General features: G+C 66.8%; 16 protein-coding genes. 13 read left to right on the top strand and 3 right to left on the bottom strand.

All coding sequences use genetic code 11. The annotated features are described in order from the left end of the window. Window positions 1–16 precede the first annotated feature (16 nt). From IWX75_RS11745 to IWX75_RS11735, 3 genes are read left to right on the top strand one after another with little or no spacing between them, the layout of a single operon-like run. The gene (locus tag IWX75_RS11745) at window positions 17–937 is read left to right on the top strand and encodes an RluA family pseudouridine synthase (RefSeq protein WP_196822493.1); all 921 of its coding nucleotides are present in this window, start codon (window positions 17–19) and stop codon (window positions 935–937) included. Between the two features lie 40 nt (window positions 938–977). Next, window positions 978–1,604, top strand: a complete 627-nt coding sequence (locus IWX75_RS11740) for a DedA family protein (protein ID WP_334684290.1) — start codon at window positions 978–980, stop codon at window positions 1,602–1,604. After that, window positions 1,576–2,889, top strand: a complete 1,314-nt coding sequence (locus IWX75_RS11735) for a tryptophan-rich sensory protein (RefSeq protein ID WP_196822423.1) — start codon at window positions 1,576–1,578, stop codon at window positions 2,887–2,889. The genes IWX75_RS11740 and IWX75_RS11735 overlap by 29 nt, the downstream gene beginning before the upstream one ends. A gap of 106 nt (window positions 2,890–2,995) precedes the next feature. Here the strand turns inward: IWX75_RS11735 and IWX75_RS11730 are convergent, their stop codons facing one another. Together IWX75_RS11730 and IWX75_RS11725 are read right to left on the bottom strand one after the other, a co-directional pair. Continuing rightward, window positions 2,996–4,186 carry an acyl-CoA dehydrogenase family protein gene (locus tag IWX75_RS11730; protein ID WP_196822491.1) on the bottom strand — a complete coding sequence of 397 codons (1,191 nt, stop codon included), beginning with the start codon at window positions 4,184–4,186 and terminating at the stop codon, window positions 2,996–2,998. Continuing rightward, window positions 4,186–4,962: an SDR family NAD(P)-dependent oxidoreductase gene (locus IWX75_RS11725; protein WP_196822422.1), complete on the bottom strand. Its 777-nt coding sequence runs from the start codon at window positions 4,960–4,962 to the stop codon at window positions 4,186–4,188. Before IWX75_RS11725 ends, IWX75_RS11730 begins: the two co-directional genes overlap by 1 nt. A gap of 153 nt (window positions 4,963–5,115) precedes the next feature. On the opposite strand from IWX75_RS11725, the gene IWX75_RS11720 reads away from it, so the two are divergent. The 4 genes from IWX75_RS11720 to IWX75_RS11705 all read left to right on the top strand — a co-directional run bounded on the left by IWX75_RS11720 (window position 5,116) and on the right by IWX75_RS11705 (window position 10,182). Next, window positions 5,116–6,243, top strand: coding sequence for a glycoside hydrolase family 76 protein (locus tag IWX75_RS11720; protein ID WP_196822421.1), 1,128 nt, complete (start codon window positions 5,116–5,118; stop codon window positions 6,241–6,243). 143 nt (window positions 6,244–6,386) lie between these two features. Further along, window positions 6,387–7,460: an iron ABC transporter substrate-binding protein gene (locus tag IWX75_RS11715; protein WP_196822420.1), complete on the top strand. Its 1,074-nt coding sequence runs from the start codon at window positions 6,387–6,389 to the stop codon at window positions 7,458–7,460. A gap of 21 nt (window positions 7,461–7,481) precedes the next feature. Beyond that, window positions 7,482–9,047: an ABC transporter permease gene (locus IWX75_RS11710; RefSeq protein WP_442858975.1), complete on the top strand. Its 1,566-nt coding sequence runs from the start codon at window positions 7,482–7,484 to the stop codon at window positions 9,045–9,047. A 16-nt stretch (window positions 9,048–9,063) separates the two neighbouring features. After that, complete coding sequence (locus tag IWX75_RS11705) at window positions 9,064–10,182, top strand: ABC transporter ATP-binding protein (protein WP_196822419.1); 1,119 nt, start codon at window positions 9,064–9,066, stop codon at window positions 10,180–10,182. Here the strand turns inward: IWX75_RS11705 and IWX75_RS11700 are convergent. Next, window positions 10,166–10,768: a YdeI/OmpD-associated family protein gene (locus IWX75_RS11700; RefSeq protein ID WP_196822418.1), complete on the bottom strand. Its 603-nt coding sequence runs from the start codon at window positions 10,766–10,768 to the stop codon at window positions 10,166–10,168. The two genes, IWX75_RS11705 and IWX75_RS11700, sit on opposite strands and share 17 nt — an antisense overlap. A 69-nt stretch (window positions 10,769–10,837) precedes the next feature. Here IWX75_RS11700 and IWX75_RS11695 point away from each other — a divergent pair, with 69 nt between their 5' ends. The 6 genes from IWX75_RS11695 (at window position 10,838) to IWX75_RS11670 (ending at window position 17,431) form a co-directional block, all read left to right on the top strand. Continuing rightward, window positions 10,838–11,527: a VOC family protein gene (locus tag IWX75_RS11695; protein ID WP_196822417.1), complete on the top strand. Its 690-nt coding sequence runs from the start codon at window positions 10,838–10,840 to the stop codon at window positions 11,525–11,527. Window positions 11,528–11,657: 130 nt separating this feature from the next. After that, window positions 11,658–12,197, top strand: a complete 540-nt coding sequence (locus IWX75_RS11690) for an NUDIX hydrolase family protein (protein WP_026531628.1) — start codon at window positions 11,658–11,660, stop codon at window positions 12,195–12,197. 91 nt (window positions 12,198–12,288) lie between these two features. Continuing rightward, window positions 12,289–13,143 (top strand): DUF6707 family protein, encoded by an 855-nt coding sequence (locus IWX75_RS11685; RefSeq protein WP_196822489.1) that lies wholly within the window; start codon window positions 12,289–12,291, stop codon window positions 13,141–13,143. 85 nt (window positions 13,144–13,228) lie between these two features. Continuing rightward, window positions 13,229–14,503, top strand: coding sequence for a tRNA guanosine(34) transglycosylase Tgt (tgt, locus tag IWX75_RS11680; RefSeq protein WP_196822416.1), 1,275 nt, complete (start codon window positions 13,229–13,231; stop codon window positions 14,501–14,503). 142 nt (window positions 14,504–14,645) lie between these two features. Continuing rightward, complete coding sequence (locus IWX75_RS17725) at window positions 14,646–15,197, top strand: hypothetical protein (protein WP_334684289.1); 552 nt, start codon at window positions 14,646–14,648, stop codon at window positions 15,195–15,197. Further along, window positions 15,194–17,431 (top strand): L,D-transpeptidase family protein, encoded by a 2,238-nt coding sequence (locus IWX75_RS11670; RefSeq protein ID WP_196822414.1) that lies wholly within the window; start codon window positions 15,194–15,196, stop codon window positions 17,429–17,431. The genes IWX75_RS17725 and IWX75_RS11670 overlap by 4 nt, the downstream gene beginning before the upstream one ends. The last annotated feature ends 140 nt before the right edge of the window (window positions 17,432–17,571 follow it).

Here is a 17,571-nt window from a genome sequence, read left to right as displayed (position 1 = left end):
GTAGGCTTGCAGGGTGATGAAATCCCCGCTGCCCGTGCGAAACGGGGTCAACGCCACGCGCCTGCGCCTCCCGGACGAGGGACCCTGGGACACGGCCCTCGAGTACATCCTCGACCGTTTCGACCACGTGAATCCACAGGGGATCGGCGAGCGCTTCGACCGCGGGGAGGTGGTTGGACTCGGCGGGACCGTCCTGACGCGGGAGACGCCGCTGACCGACCACACCTTCGTCTGGTACTACCGTGAACTGCCCGTCGAGCAGCGGCTTCCCGTCGAGATCACCATCCTCCACCAGGACGAGAACCTCCTCGTCGTGGACAAACCGCATTTCCTGCCGACCACTCCGGGCGGCATGTACGTTGCGGAGTCCGCGCTCGTGCGCCTGCGCGTCCAGCTGGGAATTCCCGACCTCATCCCCATGCACCGGCTCGACCGGATGACGGCCGGCATCCTTCTGTTCTCCGTCAACCCGGAAACCCGGGGCAATTACCAGCTGCTCTTCGAGAACCGGCGGATCACCAAGGAATACGAGGCGGTTGCCCCGGTGCGGCCCGAGTTGAACCTCGGGAACGAACCGCTGACCGTACGCAGCAGGATCATCAAGTCCCGCACCTACCTGCTGGCCCAGGAAGTGGAGGGCGAGGTGAACACCGAAACGACCATCAGCCTGCTCGAGCAACGCCAGACCCCGCAGGGGGTGGTGGGACGCTACCGGCTGCAGCCCCATACAGGGAAAACGCACCAGCTGCGGCTCCACATGGCGGGCCTCGGCCTCGGAATTATGAATGATCCGTTCTATCCGGTACTTCAACCCCAGCAACCGGACAGCTACGACGAACCCCTCCAGCTTCTCGCGAAGAGTATTGCCTTCACTGATCCCCTGAGCGGTGCCGAGTCCTTCTTCGAGTCGTCCCTGCAGCTGTCCGGCTTCGCCTGAAGTCTCGGCCCTGCCGGTAGGCGGACGGTACATTGGGAGTGTGGAACTGCCCGGTGCCGACATTCCAACACTCCTCTACCTCCTCATCATGTTCGCCGTCATCTTCGTGGACGTAGTGTTCCCGCTCGTGCCCTCGGAACTCATGGTGATCGCGGCGGGCACCATGGCCTCCCACGGCGAACTGTTCCTGCCGGGGGCTGTTCTTGTTGCGGTGGCCGGAAGCTGGCTGGGGGACCTTGCACTGTTCCTGCTCTTCCGTCGTCGCCTCACCCACTGGCTGGATCGTTTCCGCTGGGGACGTTCGGTACACCGCGGGTTGCGGAGCGCCGTAGAAAAAGCCGGCAAGTCACCCACCTACGCCGGCCTGGTCGCCGTCCGGTTCCTTCCCGGCGGGCGGACGGCGAGCGTCGCGGCTGCAGGGATCGCTGAGGTTTCCCTCAAGCCTTTTCTGGTCGCCACGGCCATCGGGGCCGTGCTGTGGGCCGGCTGGCTGCTGGGTCTGGGCTACGTCACCGGGGCGACGACGGGGTTGCCTTTATGGATGAGTGCCCTCCTCGGGATGCTGGTCGGTACGCTGGTGGGGGCGGTGACCGCTGCCGTCCTCGCGGTCAAACAACATCGGAAGGTCAAAAGAACCAATGAGCATCCCGCAGAACCAGGGACGTAGGCCGCCGCACGCGCCGTCGTCCCCGCCCGCGGGCGCAACCCCTGCAACTTCTGAAACCACTCCTTCCGATGAGACCGGCGAGGCTTCCGCCGGCCGGCCCGGCGTCCTGGAGCGACTCAAGGCGGCGCGGCCCGGTGCAACGGCTCCCACCGACACCGGATCGAGGAGCCCTGCGGGCATGGCAGACGACGCAGCCGGGAACGTGCGCGACGACGCGGGCCACAAGATGTCCGTTGTCACCCCTGCAAAAGAGGCAATCAGCCCGACGGCGACCTCGCGGGCCGTGGCAGCACGGGCCGCGGCAGCCCGTGCCGCAACCGCCCAAGCTGCGGCGACCTCGCGAATGCTCCGGACCGCGGGGAGCACCTCGCGACGCCTCGTCCGCCGGGGTGCATCCGCCACGACGACGAACGTCCGCTCCTGGAACCGCGATGTGTTCCGTTCGGTCGTGGTGACCCTGGCCGCCCTCGCCTGCATCTTCGGATCCGCGGCCGGCGTCGGCGCTTTCGGCGGTCCGTCGATCAGCGACGCCGCCGGAGGCGTCCTGGCACCGGATGCCACCCTGCTGGCACCCGCCGCCAGGGCTTTCGCCATCTGGAGCGCCATTTACGCCGGGCTGATTCTCTACACGCTCTATCAGTGGCTTCCCTCCCAGCGCACGAGCAAGCGGCAGCGCCGGCTCGGCTGGGTGGTGGCGTCCTCGATGCTGCTCAACCTCGCGTGGATCCTGAGCGTGCAGGCCTCGATGCTCCCCCTCAGCCTGGGCGTCATCCTGCTCCTCCTCGGTGTGCTCCTGTATGCGCTGCGGATCCTGAACCGCACCCGGCCGCGCTCACGGTGGGAAGGCGCACTCGTGGACGTGCCTCTCGGTCTGTACCTGGGATGGGTCATCGTCGCGGCAGCGGCCAACATCGCGTCGGTTGTCACAGCCGCACGGAGCGATCTCTTCGGCTGGGGCGCGCTGGTCTGGGCACTGGTGGGCCTGGCGGCAGTCGCCCTCGGGACCATCACGGTGTGCATGACGGACCGGGGCCGGCTCTCCGTCGCATTCGCCGCCTGCTGGGGACTGGTGTGGATAGCCATCGAGCGGTTCCTGGGGGAACCGAATGCTCCCTTGGTGGCGTTCGCTGCGATCTTCGCCGTCTTCCTGGTCCTGGTCTCGGCAGGATCGCGCCGGCATTCCGTGGACCACAACTACCGGCGCTGGACCCGCGCCCAGCAGGACGCCTCGCGGGAACCCCTCGACCTCCTGGCAACCGAGGACTCCGACGACGCGGACCGGTAGGCGGCACCCAGCCACCGGGCCCGCCTCCGATCAGCCCCTCGGACTGCGCGGACAGCTGCTGGAGCAGCTCGACCGGCAGGGCGGAGAGCGGACCGGGGTACCGGGCTCAGGCGATGGCTGAAACTCCGGTGATGGCGCGGCCTACGATCAGTGAGTTGATTTCGTAGGAGCCCTCGTAGGTGTAGACGGCCTCGGCGTCCGCGAAGACCTTCGCCATGCCGTAGTCGGTCACGATGCCGTTGCCCCCGAGGATATTGCGACCCAGCGCCACCGTCTCACGCATGCGTGCCGTGGTGTAGGACTTGGCGAGCGCGGCCTGCGGCATGTCGGCCCCGGGACGCGGCGCCTCGGCAGTCCCCGACCGCTGGTCCTCCTGCAGTTGGGCGACGCGCACCATCATGGCCAGGCTGGCCGTGGTGTTGCCGATCATGGTGACGAGCTGGTCCTGCACCAACTGGAAACCCGCGATGGGACGCCCGAACTGGTGGCGTTCCACCGCGTACCGGCGGGCGATGTCGAACGCTGCGAGCTGCTGTCCCACCGCTTGCCAGCCCACGAGGATACGGGAGCCCCGCAGCAGGTGCCGGGTGTCGGAGAAACTTGAGATCCCGGCGAACCTGTCGGCCTCGGGGACCCGCACGTTCTCGAGCGTGATGTCGGCATTCTGGACCGTCCGCAGCGCGATCTTGTTGTCGATGCTCGTGCGTGTCACCCCGGGAAGGGTGGCGTCGAGGATGAACCCGCGAATGCCCTGCGTCTCGGTGTCCCGCGCCCATAGGAGCATGTAGTCGCAGAAGGTGCCGTTGCCGATCCAGCGCTTGGCCCCGTTGATGACCCACTCATCACCCCTCCGGGTGGCGGTGGTGGCCATGCCACCGGCGACGTCGGATCCGTGCTGCGGTTCGGTGAGGGCGAAGGCGCCGGTGATGCGCAGGTCCATCGCGTCCTGCAGGAGGCGGGCCTTCTGGTCCTCGGAGCCGAACTCGTGGAGGGCCTCGACGAAGAGATCGTGATGGACCATGAAGAAGGTGGCAAGCGAGGTGTCTGCCCGCGTCATCTCCGCGATCACCATGCCGCTGAAGAGGTGGCTGTAGCCCTGCTGGACCGGGGTGCTGAGGTTCAGCGCCGCGAGCTTCGGGAGCATGTCGTGCGGGAACTCGGCCCGGTTCCACCATTCGACGGCCCGCGGCGTGACCTCCTTGCCGAGGAAGTCACGGACATCCTGCAGCTTTTCGCGTTCGGCGTTGCTGAGGAGCGATTCAAAGCCCAGGAAATCCGCTGAAGGAAGCTGGTCCATCATTTCGGCGCCATGCGAATGGCGCCGTCGAGGCGGATGGTCTCGCCGTTGAGCATCTGGTTCTGGACGATGTGCGCAACCAGCGCCGCGTACTCCGCCGGCTTGCCGAGGCGTGAAGGATGAGGAACCTGCCGGCCCAGGGAATCCTGCGCCTCCTGGGGCAGCCCCGCCATCATGGGCGTTTCGAAGATGCCCGGTGCAATGGTCACCACCCGGATCAGGTACCTCGCAAGCTCCCGTGCAATCGGCAGGGTCATCGCGGCGACACCACCCTTCGATGCCGCGTAGGCGGGCTGGCCGACCTGCCCGTCGAATGCCGCTACGGAAGCCGTGTTGATGATGACGCCGCGCTCATCCGAACCACCGGCGGACCGCACGGGTTCGACCGCGGCCATGGCCTCGCCGGCGAGGCGGAGGACGTTGAAGGTTCCGATCAGGTTGACGTTGAGTACCCGTACGAAATCGGCGAGTGGCAGGACGCCGTCGCGCCCGAGAACCTTGCCCGGAGTGGCGATCCCGGCACAGTTCACCAGTACCCGCAGCGGCCCGAGCTCACCCGCGGCACGGACCGCCGCCTGGACCTGAGCTTCATCAGTCACATCGGCCCCGACGAAACGGGCCTTCGCGCCGAGCTGCTCCGCGAGGTCGGCGCCCGCGGACTGCGGCAGGTCCACCAGGACCACGTAGGCGCCGTCGCCCAGCAGTTTCTCCGCCGTCGCACGCCCAAGACCTGACGCGCCCCCGGTCACCAGTGCCACTGAGCCTGCGATATCCATGGAGCCCGTCCTTTTCGCGAATGTCTCGGGCGCTCCGGGGCTTCCGGATGCCAAGGCCAGAGTACTGTGACGTACGGCATAGCGCACCCGGCGGTCGCCCGGCTGAGCAATCTGCTCAGCGAGGCCCCGGTTGCCGTTCGCTAGGGTGGTTTTATGCTCACTGCACCCGCTGCCCCGCCCGATCCCGCATCGAGAACGCACCTGGCCGCCGCCAGCGTCGAGGCGATCTTCGGCGGACGCTCCCTGGGGCTGCCGGGAACGCGGCTCGCAGCGGTTGCCTTCCCGCACCCCGTCGGCCTGCGGGGCCACTGGCATTACTGGTGGCAGGCACACTATCTGGACTGCCTGATCGACCAGTACGAACGCCTGGCGGAAAGCGACCCGGGCGAGGCCGCCGGAGCCCTGCGGCGGGCGTCTCGGCTCGCGCGCGGGATCTGGGTCCGGAACGGCCTCCGCTGGACCAACTCCTACTACGACGACATGGCCTGGCTCGCCCTCGCGCTCCAGCGTCTCGAGGCAGCATCCGCATCAGCCGGACGACGACGGCGTGGCACCGGTGTCGTACACCTCGAAGACGCGCTTCGCTCGGCGCACACCACCGAGCTCGGCGGCGGGGTTTTCTGGAATACAACCCGGGACTACAAGAACACGGCGACGACGGCGCCCGCCGCGCTATACTTCGCGCGTTCCGGCGAGCCGGAGCGGGCCGCCGATCTGATGACCTGGTTGAGGGAGAACCTCCGGGACGGCGACACGGGACTGTATTTCGACGGCGTCCGGCTGGGGACGGGCCCCGAACCGAGCCGGGACCAGGTGGTCCGCACTATCCACACCTACAACCAGGGAACGGTCCTCGGCGCGCTGGTGACCCTGGCCGACCCGGAGTCCCTAGCCGAAGCCGCTCACCTGGTCGGCGACATCGCCTCCCAACTGGCGAATGCCGAGGGAGTGTTGAAGGTCGATTCCGGGGGCGATTCCGGACTCTTCACCGGCATTCTGGCACGCTATCTCGCACTGGCCGCACGCACCCCTGGTCTCCCCGAGGACGCCGCCCGGACCGCCGTCGGACTCCTGCACGCAACCGCCGACGCCCTCTGGACCCGCCGCTCCCCCGGGAGCGTCCCGGGTTCCCTGGTGTTCCCGCCAGGAAGCAATGGGCAGGGTTCCAAGCCCGTCAGCCTCTCGACCCAGCTCCAGGCCTGGCTGGTCTTCGAGGCCGCCGCACGGGTCCGGCCGGCAGGCCCCGCAGGAGCCGCGAATAATAACGACACAGGAATGTGACTAATTTCCGGAGACGTGCGACACTTTCCGTATTGCCGAGAACTACTTAGGCAAGGCTTACTTGGCGCACCGTCCCCCGGTCACCACCACCCGTTCCGCCGTCAGGCCCCACCCTGCCCGGCAATGTCGTTTGAAAGGCCCCCATGAAGCTCCCATCCACGGCCCGCTCCGCCGCGCTGGCCGCAGCCCTCCTCCTCACGGTCACCGCCTGCGGCGCGAACACCTCCGAGCCGGCCGCCGAGACCGCTCCGTCGACCGGCCCCGCGTCAGCGGAAGCGGCCGAGATCAGCGGCGAGATCACCGTGTACAACGCCCAGCACGAATCGATGACCCAGGCGTGGGTCGACGAGTTCACCGAGCAGACCGGCGTCGAGGTGACACTCCGCCAGGGCAGCGACACCGAGATGAGCAACCAGATCCTCCAGGAGGGCGAGCGCTCGCCCGCCGACGTGTTCATCACGGAGAACTCACCGGCAATGACGCAGGTGGAGAACGCGGGACTCTTTTCCGACCTGACGGAGGAAACGCAGCAGAACGTTCCCGAGGAATACCGCCCCTCCACCAACAAGTGGGCCGGCGTCGCCGCACGGTCCACGCTCTTCGTGTACAACCCGGAGAAGGTGCCCGAGACAGAACTCCCGGAGTCGATCATGGACCTGGCAGACCCGGAGTGGTCGGGCAGGTGGGGCGCCGCGGCAGGCGGCGCCGACTTCCAGGCGATCGTCTCGGCGATGCTCGACGTCGAGGGCGAGGAAGCCACTGCCGCATGGCTCGGCGCAATGAAGGACGGCGCGAAGATCTACCCCAAGAACGGCGCCGCGATGAAGGCGGTGAACTCCGGCGAGGTGGATGCTGCGGTGATCTACCACTACTACTACACCGCCGACCAGGCCGGCACCGGCGAGAACAGCAACAACGTATCGCCCTACTACTTCAAGGGTGAGGACGCGGGAGCATTCGTCTCCATCTCGGGAGCAGGGGTGCTCGAATCCTCCGACAACCAGGCGGCCGCGAACGCCTTCCTCGAATTTATCACCAGCAAGGAGGGCCAGGAGACCCTGAGCTCGGGCAGTGACTACGAATACCCCGTGAGCGCCGACGTGACGCCACGCGAAGGTCTTGTCCCGCTCGAGGACCTGGAAGCGCCGGCAGTCGATCCAGCCGACCTGAACGGCGAGAAAGTCGTGGAACTGATGACCTCGGCCGGGCTGCTCTAGGCCGGCAGCACACTACCGCCCGTGACCAGGGCACTGAAGCTCCGTACGACGGCGGGCGGGAACTCCGGTTCCCGCCCGCCGGTCGGCGTCGTGGGGGCAGTCGTGCTCGTCACCCTCGGCACCCTGGTGCCCCTCGGCTTCGTCGTCTCGATGACCATCGCGACGGGATGGGAGGCAGCCGCCGAACTGATCTTCCGCCCCCGTGTCGGCGAGCTGCTCTTCAATACCGTCGCCCTGCTGATCCTCACCATCCCCTTGTGCGTCGTCCTCGGGGTGGGTGCCGCATGGCTGGTGGAGCGCACCGACCTTCCGGCTGCCCGCCCGCTGTCCTTCCTCCTCGCGGCGCCCCTCGCCGTGCCCGCCTTCGTCAACAGTTACGCCTGGGCCAGCACCATACCCTCCCTTTCCGGGATCCGCGGCGGCGTCCTGATCTCGGTTCTGAGCTACTACCCGCTGGTCTACATTCCCGCGGCAGCGATGCTCCGGCGCCTCGATCCCGGCCTTGAGCAATCGGCTGCGTCCCTGGGCCTCGGTCGGTGGCGGACCTTCTTCCGCGTGGTGCTTCCGCAGCTCCGCCTCGCCATCGGCGGAGGAGCCCTCCTGGTGGGCCTCCATCTGCTCGCCGAGTTCGGCGCGTTCTCCATGATCCGTTTCGACACCTTCACGACGGCGATCCTGCAGCAGTTCCAGTCCACCTTCAACAGCGCGGCGGCGAACATGCTTGCCAGTGTGCTCGTCCTTCTCTGCCTGCTGCTCCTGCTGGCCGAAACCTCGACCCGGGGCCGGGCCCGATACGCCCGGCTCGGTTCCGGCGTGGCGTCCGCGCCAAAGATTCACCCCCTGGGGAGCTGGGCGCCGGTGGGGCTGACCGCCGTCCTGGCCCTGGTCGGCCTCGCGCTCGGGGTGCCGCTCTGGAACGTGACGCGCTGGCTCATCGCCGGCGGCAGGGAGGTCTGGGAAGCAGCCGAGCTGTCGACGGCGCTCCTCCAGACGCTGAGCTACGGCCTCATCGGTGCCGCTGTCACCGTGGTGGCCGCATTTCCCATCGCCTGGCTCGCCGTCCGCCACAACGGAAGGCTCACCCGGCTGCTGGAGAGCAGCAACTACATCACGAGCTCGATGCCCGGGATCGTGGTGGCGCTCGCCTTCGTGACGGTGACCATCAACATCGCGTACCCCTTCTACCAGACGGCCCCCGTGGTCATCACCGCCTACGTCCTGCTTTTTCTGCCTCGCGCGCTCGTCAGCCTTCGCGCAGGCATTGCCCAGGCGCCCCGGGAACTCGAAGAGGCAGCGAGGGCCCTCGGCACGCCGCCCCTTGCCTCCTTCCTTCGGGTGACGCTCCGCCTGAGCGCCCCGGCAGCAGCGGGCGGTGCCGCCCTGGTTTTCCTCGGCATCTCGAACGAGCTCACTGCAACCCTCGTGCTGGCGCCGTCGGGCGTGTCCACCCTCGCCACGCGCTTCTGGTCGCTGAGTTCTGAAATAGACTATGCCGGGGCCGCGCCCTATGCGCTGCTGCTGATTCTCTTGTCCCTGCCCATGACGTACCTCCTGTACCGGCAATCGCGCAAAGCCGTCGGCCAGTAGCTTCCGGAGGATTCCCATGACGACGCACCCTGCAGGCCCGGCCGTGAATCACCTCGACCTCGTTGGACTGACCCGGTCCTTCGGAGGTGTGGAAGTCCTGAAGGGGCTCACGCTCTCGGTGCAGGCCGGGATCACCACGGCCATCGTCGGGCCGTCCGGCTCAGGGAAGACAACCCTCCTGAGGATCATCGCGGGCTTCGATTCCCCCGACTCGGGAACCGTCTCGCTGCAGGGGAACGTCGTCGCCGGTCCGGGCGTGCTCGTCCCTGCGCATCGGCGCAACATCGGCTACGTGGCCCAGGACGGCGCGCTGTTCCCTCATCTGTCCGTCGGGGAGAACGTCGCTTTCGGCCTTGACCGCCGGGCATACCCACGTCGATCCGCCCGGGCACGGGTGCGTGAGCTGCTGGGGATGGTGTCCCTCGCCGCCGCCTACGCCGACCGCCGACCGGATGAACTATCCGGAGGCCAGCAGCAGCGGGTTGCCCTGGCCAGGGCACTCGCCCGAGGTCCGTCACTCATGCTGCTCGACGAGCCGTTCTCGGCGCTGGACACCGGCCTTCGCGTCGCCACCCGCAAGGCCGTGGCAGCAACGCTCGCAGAGACGGGAGTCACCACCATCCTGGTGACCCACGACCAGTCGGAGGCGTTGTCCTTCTCCGACCAGGTTGCAGTGCTGCGGGGAGGAGTCCTGGCGCAGGTCGGGAATCCCTTCGTCGTCTATACGCGGCCGGTCGACCGGCAGACCGCTGAATTCCTCGGCGACGCAGTCATCCTCGAGGCCGATCTTCAGGGGTCCCTCGCCTACTGCGCGCTCGGCGCAATCCCCGTGCGTCGGCCCACCTGCCAGGGCACCGTGCAATTGATGCTACGCCCCGAGCAGATCCGCATCACCGAAGACGGCAGTATCGCCGGAACCGTCCTCGAGACCGACTTCTTCGGCCCCGAGGTGACAGTAACCATCAGGCTCGAGGGCACCGGTGCCGCCGCAACTACCGGTACCGCCGGAACCGGAGGGGAGATCATCACCATCCGGCACTGGAACGCGGCGATGGCGCGGATCGGCACCCGGCTGAGGCTCAGCGTCGTAGGGGAAGGCGTTGCTTTCCCCAGCGTCGCTAATCCTTCGCGTTAGGCCTGCGGCCCTGCGGATACAGCGTCTCCCCGCGCTCCAGCATGCTGGTGAACGCGGCGATGTTCCGCGTCCGTGCGGCATCGGTCTTCAGCTGGCCCAGCCGGAACACCAGGGCATACCGGTTCTGTGCGGACAGCACGTCGAACATCGCCTGCGCGGCCGGACTGGCGGCGACGGCGGCAAGGAGGTCCGCCGGTACCTCGGCCGTGGCGGAGCCGGCATAGGCCCGCTCCCAGCGGCCGTCGTCCAGCGCGGCCTGGATCGCCGCCCGGCCGGAGGGCTGCATGCGCCCCTCATTCTCCAGCCGCCCCACATGCTCCCGGTTGCGGACCGACCAGATACTCCTGGCCCTCCGTGGGGTGAAGCGCTGCCCGAAGCTCATCGTGTCCCTGCTACGCTTCTGGCCATCGATCCACCCGTAACACAGGGCCTCATCGAGCGCCTGCGCGTACGTCAGCGTGGTCGACGAGCCGCCCTTCCTGGAGAGGACGAGCCAGGCTCCGGCGGACGTGCCGTGGTTCTGGTCGAGCCAGTCCCGCCATGCGGCCGCGTCCTGCAGCAGCAGCTCGGGAACATCGGTTTTCATGAAGCCACGGTAGGCCACCGAATCCGGAACAACCAGTCTGTTTCCCCGCACCAACCCGAAGGAATACCGATGCTCCGCGTCCGACCGATCGTGTCCACCCCGAACCCCTCCCGTTACGGTCACCTGCTTTTGGCGCTGGGGCTCCGCGTCGCCACCGGAACCGGCGATTGCAGGGTGTACGACGCCGGCAGTGGCCGGATCGTGCTGCACTCTCCGCAACCAGGAAGTGCTGGGGTGAACTCCGTCGGACTGGGGTTCGAGGTGGGAGATTCGACCGGTGATCTCGATGAGTTCGCACGACGGACACGGCAGGAGGGCACAGCGGTGGACGTCGTCGGGCAAGGTCTCGGCCGCGCAGCCCTCGTTTCAGCCCCGGATGGCACTCTTTTCCTCGCCGTTCCCGGTCCCCGCACCACGCCGTCCCCCGGCGGTCCGCTGAGTGTCGTGGCGCTCTGGCACACAGCGGATTCCGAGGCTGCGGCCAAGGTGCTCCTCGGAATCGGAGCGCGGCCTCGCCATACCTCACCGGACGGCACCAGGCAGGATTTCACGGCGAAGAACGGCGGGCTCATCGCCGTGCATCCTGCTGCGGAAACGTCGGTGACGCTGGGCTTCGAGTACGACGGCGACGTGCGGGGACTCACGGGAAGCCTGAAGGACGCAGGTATCGGATACTCGGTTCCCGAACGGAACCAGGGCCGATCGCTGAGGATCCAGATTCCGGGCCACGCCCCGCTCGTCATCGACGAAAGGCGGTAGGGCCCCCGCTGACGGAACACGACGATTCGGCGTTCCGTACTGATACGAGGGCTCCGCTGCGATTCAGCCAGCGGCCGAAGAACAGCGCGCCGCCCCCGTCGCCCGCATGGTCTGCTATAAAACTGAAGGTATGAACGTTCGCACCCCCGACCCCAATCCGGGCTGGCTCTCCGAAGACGATCTTTACGAGGCCCGCCGCCGCCTGCCGATGGTCTATGTCGAGGCGATCCCCGTGCGGTGTGATTCCCTCGGGTATGTCAATGAGGTGGGGCTGCTGCTGCAGGCCAATGAGCAGGGCGAGATGGTGCGCACCTTCGTGTCCGGCCGCGTGATGTACCGGGAAACCATCCGCGCCGCCCTCCTGCGTCATCTGGAGAAGGATCTGGGGCCGTTCGCGCTTCCACAGCTGCCGCCGTCGCCCGTTCCTTTCACGATCGCCGAGTACTTCCCCTCGCCGTCGGAGACCGGGCTGACCGATGATCGCCAGCACGCGGTCGCACTGGCCTACCTCATTCCCGTCGCGGGCCAGTGTGATCCCCGGCAGGATGCCCTCGAGCTGTCCTGGCTCACGCCCTCGGAGGCCCTCAGCCCGTCGATCCAGGAGGAATTTTCCGGCGGCAGGGCGGACCTCCTGCGCCAGGCCCTCGCGCATGCGGGCTGGGGCCGTTGAGCGCCTTACCCTATCGTGTTAGGAGGCCCCGGATCGTGGGCGGACACAGCTTTGCAGTCGGGAGGACGGCGCCGAGGTGAAAGAAAACCAGGTGGACAAGAACCAGGATTTCCGGCCGGTGCCCGCTGAGGCAGTCCGGGCGGGGGAATCGCTGGTTCTGCCGGGGGGCGGAACGGCAGTCGAGGTGAAGGACACTTCGACCCGTAACGACGACTTCGGCGCGCCGGCACTGATTGTCGCCGAGCTCTCCAACGGGGACACTGTCACGATGGCCACCGGCTCGATCGTGTATGTGGAAGCCACGGGTGCCGCAGGGGTCTCAGCCGTCGCCGCGGATCACGGCTCGCCCGAGGCAGTGGTGGCGCAGCTTGCCGACGCCTACCCTGCGAGCACCGTCGTCCAGGAGACGTCGAGCAGGCTGCTCCGCGGGATCAACCTGAAGTCGGGCAGCAACCTGCAGGACCTGCACCACCTCGCTGTCACCCTCCTCGTGGACCACGGTGACACCGGAAACGCCCTCACTGTCGCCGACCTCCTCACCGTGCTGCCCTTCGACGGGAACTTCGGCCGCTGGAAGTGGATCGAGGGCGCCTTGGCCATTGCCGCCTACCTTTCACGGCACGACGACGCCCGGTCGTCGGCATACTCGGCAGCCCTGCGCTCCGCCGATGACGCCGAAACCGATCCCTTACGCGCGAAGCTCGCGGCAACCGTCCGCCAACGCCAACTCAATGATCCGAACGTGTACGACCCGGAGATCGTCCGTGCCACCGGATCCGGCAACAAGTCGGCGGAGAAGGATTGGCGCGTCCTGCGTCTGGGGGTCCTCCTCTACCTGCGGGCCCACGGGGGCTCCGAGACGCTGACCCGCAGCGTGCTGGAGCGGCGCATCGAATCCGAGTTGGCCGCACTCTCGGGTCTGAACAACGCACTCGGAACGCCCTAGCTCCCCTTCCCTGTTCCCTGACCGCTGACCGCTGACCGCACCGGTACTGGCGGGACGTGCGTCCCCGTTCTGGCAATATGGGTTGGTGCATCCACAGTCCCAGCAGTCATCCTTTTCCTTCACCGTCGGCACCCGGCTCGAGGAACGCGCGGCCCCCTCCGGTCCCACCGGCCCGAGGCACGGGCGCACAGGCACCATCACGACGCCGCACGGGACCATCCGGACGCCGGCATTCATCGCGGTCGGCACCAAGGCGACCGTCAAGGCCGTGCTGCCCGAGTCGATGTCGGACCTCGGGGCGCAGGCGCTCCTGGCGAACGCCTATCACCTTTATCTCCAGCCCGGACCCGACGTGCTCGACGAAGCCGGCGGTCTGGGAGCATTCATGAATTGGCAAGGACCCACCTTCACCGATTCGGGCGGGTTCCAGGTGATGAGCCTCGGCTCCGGTTTCAAGAAAGTCATCACCATGGACGTCCCGGTCGACTCCGAGGCCACCGGGGCCGATGACCGGGTAGCGGTGGGCAAGGAACGCCTTGCGCACATCGACGACGACGGCGTCTGGTTCAAGTCCCACCTCAACGGCGACCGCCACCGGTTCACTCCCGAGATCTCCATGCAGGTGCAGCACCAACTCGGCGCGGACATCATGTTCGCCTTCGACGAGCTCACCACACTCATGAATTCACGCGCCTATCAGGAGGAATCCCTCGAGCGGACACGGTTGTGGGCGCTTCGTTGCATCACGGAGCACGAGCGGCTCTCGAGGGAGCGAAGTAACAAGCCGTACCAGGCATTGTTCGGGGTTATCCAGGGCGCGCAGTACGAGGATCTGCGGCGGAAAGCGTCCCGCGACCTCGGCGCTCTCGACTTCGACGGTTTCGGAATCGGCGGAGCGCTCGAAAAGGAGAACCTCGGAACAATTCTCGGGTGGTGCAGCAATGAATTACCCGAGAACAAGCCCCGGCATCTCCTCGGTATTTCGGAACCCGACGATCTCTTCACGGGAATCGAGAACGGCGCCGATACTTTCGACTGCGTCTCTCCCACCCGTGTGGCCCGCAACTCAGCGTTCTATACGCCTGACGGCCGATGGAATCTTTCGAACGCACGATTTAAAAGGGACTTCGGTCCACTGATGGACGGGTGCGATTGCTACACCTGCGGAAGCTACTCGCGCGCCTACATCCACCATTTGTTCAAGGCGAAGGAGATGGTGTCCGCCACCCTCCTATCGATCCACAATGAGAGATTCGTGATCCGCATGGTCGACGACGCCCGCGCAGCCATTGATGATGGATCCTTCGACGATCTGAAAGCCGAGGTACTGGGCCGTTACTATGCAGGGCATAAACCTTAGTAACCAATGAAGTATGTGGAACTGTTATCGAAGAACTGTTCGGAAGCGCGGAAATCGCTGATACTGTCCGTCTGTACAATCTTCCCGATCGACAGCCCTAATTCCCGAGCGGGATGCTCATAAGCAAGAAAATAGGGGAAAAATGCGGAGTCTCAGACCGCTCTTTTTTTGGGCGGCAGTGGGCGTCGTTGCCCTGTCCGCCTGCACTTCACCACCTGCCGATGCGCCGGACGCACCAGCAGTATCAGGACCGGAGACGGTTGTTTCCGGTGGAGCAAGCACGGCACCGGGATCTCAGGATCCAGGACCGAAAACGCTGGCGCCCGCACCAACAGGAACGGATGTCCCTGCAACGGTGCCGCCCGATCCGGGACCGAGCGTCGAGGCCACCCTGGAAATCAGCAGGGAGTCAGTTCCTGCAGACCCCACCGCCAGCGCCAATGAGGCCCTGAGCAATGTGGTGTGCACGGCCGACGCGGCGGGGGTCTGGTCATTCTCGGGAACACTGACGAACACGGGGGACACCGCGGCAACCTTCTCAGTTGCAGTGGCAGTCGGCAGCACCAGCAGCGTGGCCGGACACGCAACCATCCAACAGGAAGTACCAGCCGGCGGCACGGCTGAAGTCCGCGCGGACGCCTTCGCCGATGGCGCCCCAGCATCATCTACATGTCAGGCGGTTGTCTCACGGTGAATCATCCATCCTCCCTTCCGGGGCGCACGCTGGCCGCGATCTCGTTGGCCGCGCTCCTTCTTTCAGGACTTGCCCCCGGCGCAGTTGCTGCGCCGCCCCCGTCCCCTCCGGTCACGGAACCGGCGGCTCCGGCAACCGCTCCCGCACTTGCACCGGCAACCACGCCTCCAGTCCCGGGCACGACCATGCCTCCAGTCCCGGGCACGACGACGGCTCCGCCGACCACGGCTCAGCCGACCACTGGGGCACCTGCCCCTGAATCGCAGATCCCCGACGTGCAGGTGACCGAGTCCCCCGCTCCGACGGAGGCTCCACCGACTGAAGTCCCATCGGCAGGGGTCACTCCTGCTGCTCCCGAAGCACAGGAGCCGGCTCCCGCTCCCGTTCCGGAAGAGACGTCCGCACCCGAAACGTCCGCACCCGAAACCGGTGCCGCTGCTGCCGCAGCATTCACTCCCATCGGTGGCATTGCCGCCAAGTGGAAGGAGCTCGGAGGAGCCGCAGGCCCGCTGGGCGAGCCGACGTCGAACGAATCCTGTGATGCTTCCGGCCGGTGCGTGGAGACGTTCGTCGGCGGGGAGATCCACTACACCCCTTCAACGGGGGCACACGCGGTCCTGTTCACCTCGGGCAACACCGGGCCGCGCTGGGCCGCCACAGGCGCCCTGGGCGCCTTCGGGTACCCCGTCACTGACGAGCAGTGCACGGCAGCGGGCTGCGCGCAGCGTTTTTCGAGCGGCATCGACCTCACCTGGAGCACGACGGGCGGGCACCGGCAGGTATGGACCCGGGGAGCGATCGGCGGTGCCCTGTACGGCGTGTACGGCGGCTACGCGGGCATCGGCTACCCGTCGACTGCTGAGGTCTGTGGCAAAGCGAACAACGGCTGCGTTCAGGAATTCGGCGGACTTCGAATCGTATGGTCGGCGTCGTCGGGTGCACACGGCGTGTGGGCTCCGGGCGCCATCGGTGGCGCCTACGCACGGACCGGAGCGGAAGCCGGCTGGCTCGGGTATCCCACCTCTCGGGAAACGTGCGGACTGCGGTCGTCGGGTTGCCAGCAGACCTATCAGCGCGGCGTCATCTCCTGGTCACCGGCCACGGGCGCCCAGATCGTCCGCGGCGGCATGCGGGATGCGTGGGCAGCCCGCGGCGCCCATGACGGCGTGCTCGGTTACCCCCTGGAGAACGAGGTGTGCGGCCAGCGGGATGGGGGTTGCCTCCAGAAGTTCCAGGGAGGGTCGGTCTATTGGTCGCCGGCAACAGGCGGACAGTCGGTGAACGGTGACATCAAGGGCCGCTACGAAGGGATGGGCGCCCACAACGGCTACCTGGGCTACCCGTTGACAGCTGAGGTGTGCGGTCAGCGGAACGGTGGTTGCTACCAGTGGTTCCAGGGCGGCCTGATCTTCTGGTCGCCTGCCACCGGATCCCAACCCGTCCGCGGCGGAGTGAAGGCCAAGTACGAGTCGATGGCCATGCACCAGAGCTACCTCGGCTATCCGCAGACGCCTGAACGCTGCGAGGGCGGCGAGTGTGTCCAGCCGTTCCAGGGCGGTTACATCACCTGGAACGTGGCCGGCAACAGGGACCACCGGCACACTGAGTGCACCACCCTGAACGACGGGCGCTCCGTCTATTCCTCGGGCGGGGCGAAGAGGGTCCTCCTCACGATTGCCGGCGGCTACGGCCAGAGTTCCGCCAGCGCGGTGTACTGCCAGAAGGTGGCGGGAACCTATGTCACCGATTGGAAGACCGACGCCACGGTGGGCGCCAGTGGCTTCAAGAGGCCCGGCGTTCCGTCCGGACCGACCCGCTTCAACTTCTCCCCCACCGGCTCCTACTCGGTGACCGAGGCTTTCGGCCTCGGCAATCCGGGCACGGCGCTGCCCTACCGGACGCTCAACCCGCGTTCACGCTGGGGCGGCAATCCCTACACGGACACGTACAACAAATACTTCGAGTCCTCCACCTGGGTGGGTTACGACGAGGACATGTGGTATTTCGCAACACGAGCCACCCACGACTACCGGCAGGGTGCCGTGATCAACTACAACCGACCGCCGGACTCACCCATCGTGCAGGACGCCGGCTTCGCGATCTTCCTGCACCAGAACAAGGTGCCGACAGCCGGTTGCATCGCGCTCGACGACTGGGCCGTTGAGGACTACCTGAGGAAATCCACGCCGGGAGACCGCATCATCATGGGTGTTGCCTCGGATCTGTTCAGGTAGCAGCCGATCCTGCTTCCAGGGCTTCGGAGAAGAACCCCCGACGGGAAACCGCCGGGGGTTCTTTCGTTCCGTCAACCGCCACCCCGATTCCGGCCAGGCGGGAGAGCCACGCACTACGATGAGCTGACCAGTTCGAAGGA

The sequence above is a fragment of the Arthrobacter sp. CAN_A6 genome, from assembly GCF_015751715.1.
Taxonomy (GTDB): domain Bacteria; phylum Actinomycetota; class Actinomycetes; order Actinomycetales; family Micrococcaceae; genus Arthrobacter_D.
The sequence above is the reverse complement of the archived record's forward strand: the minus strand, read 5'-3'. Positions and strand labels throughout refer to the sequence as shown.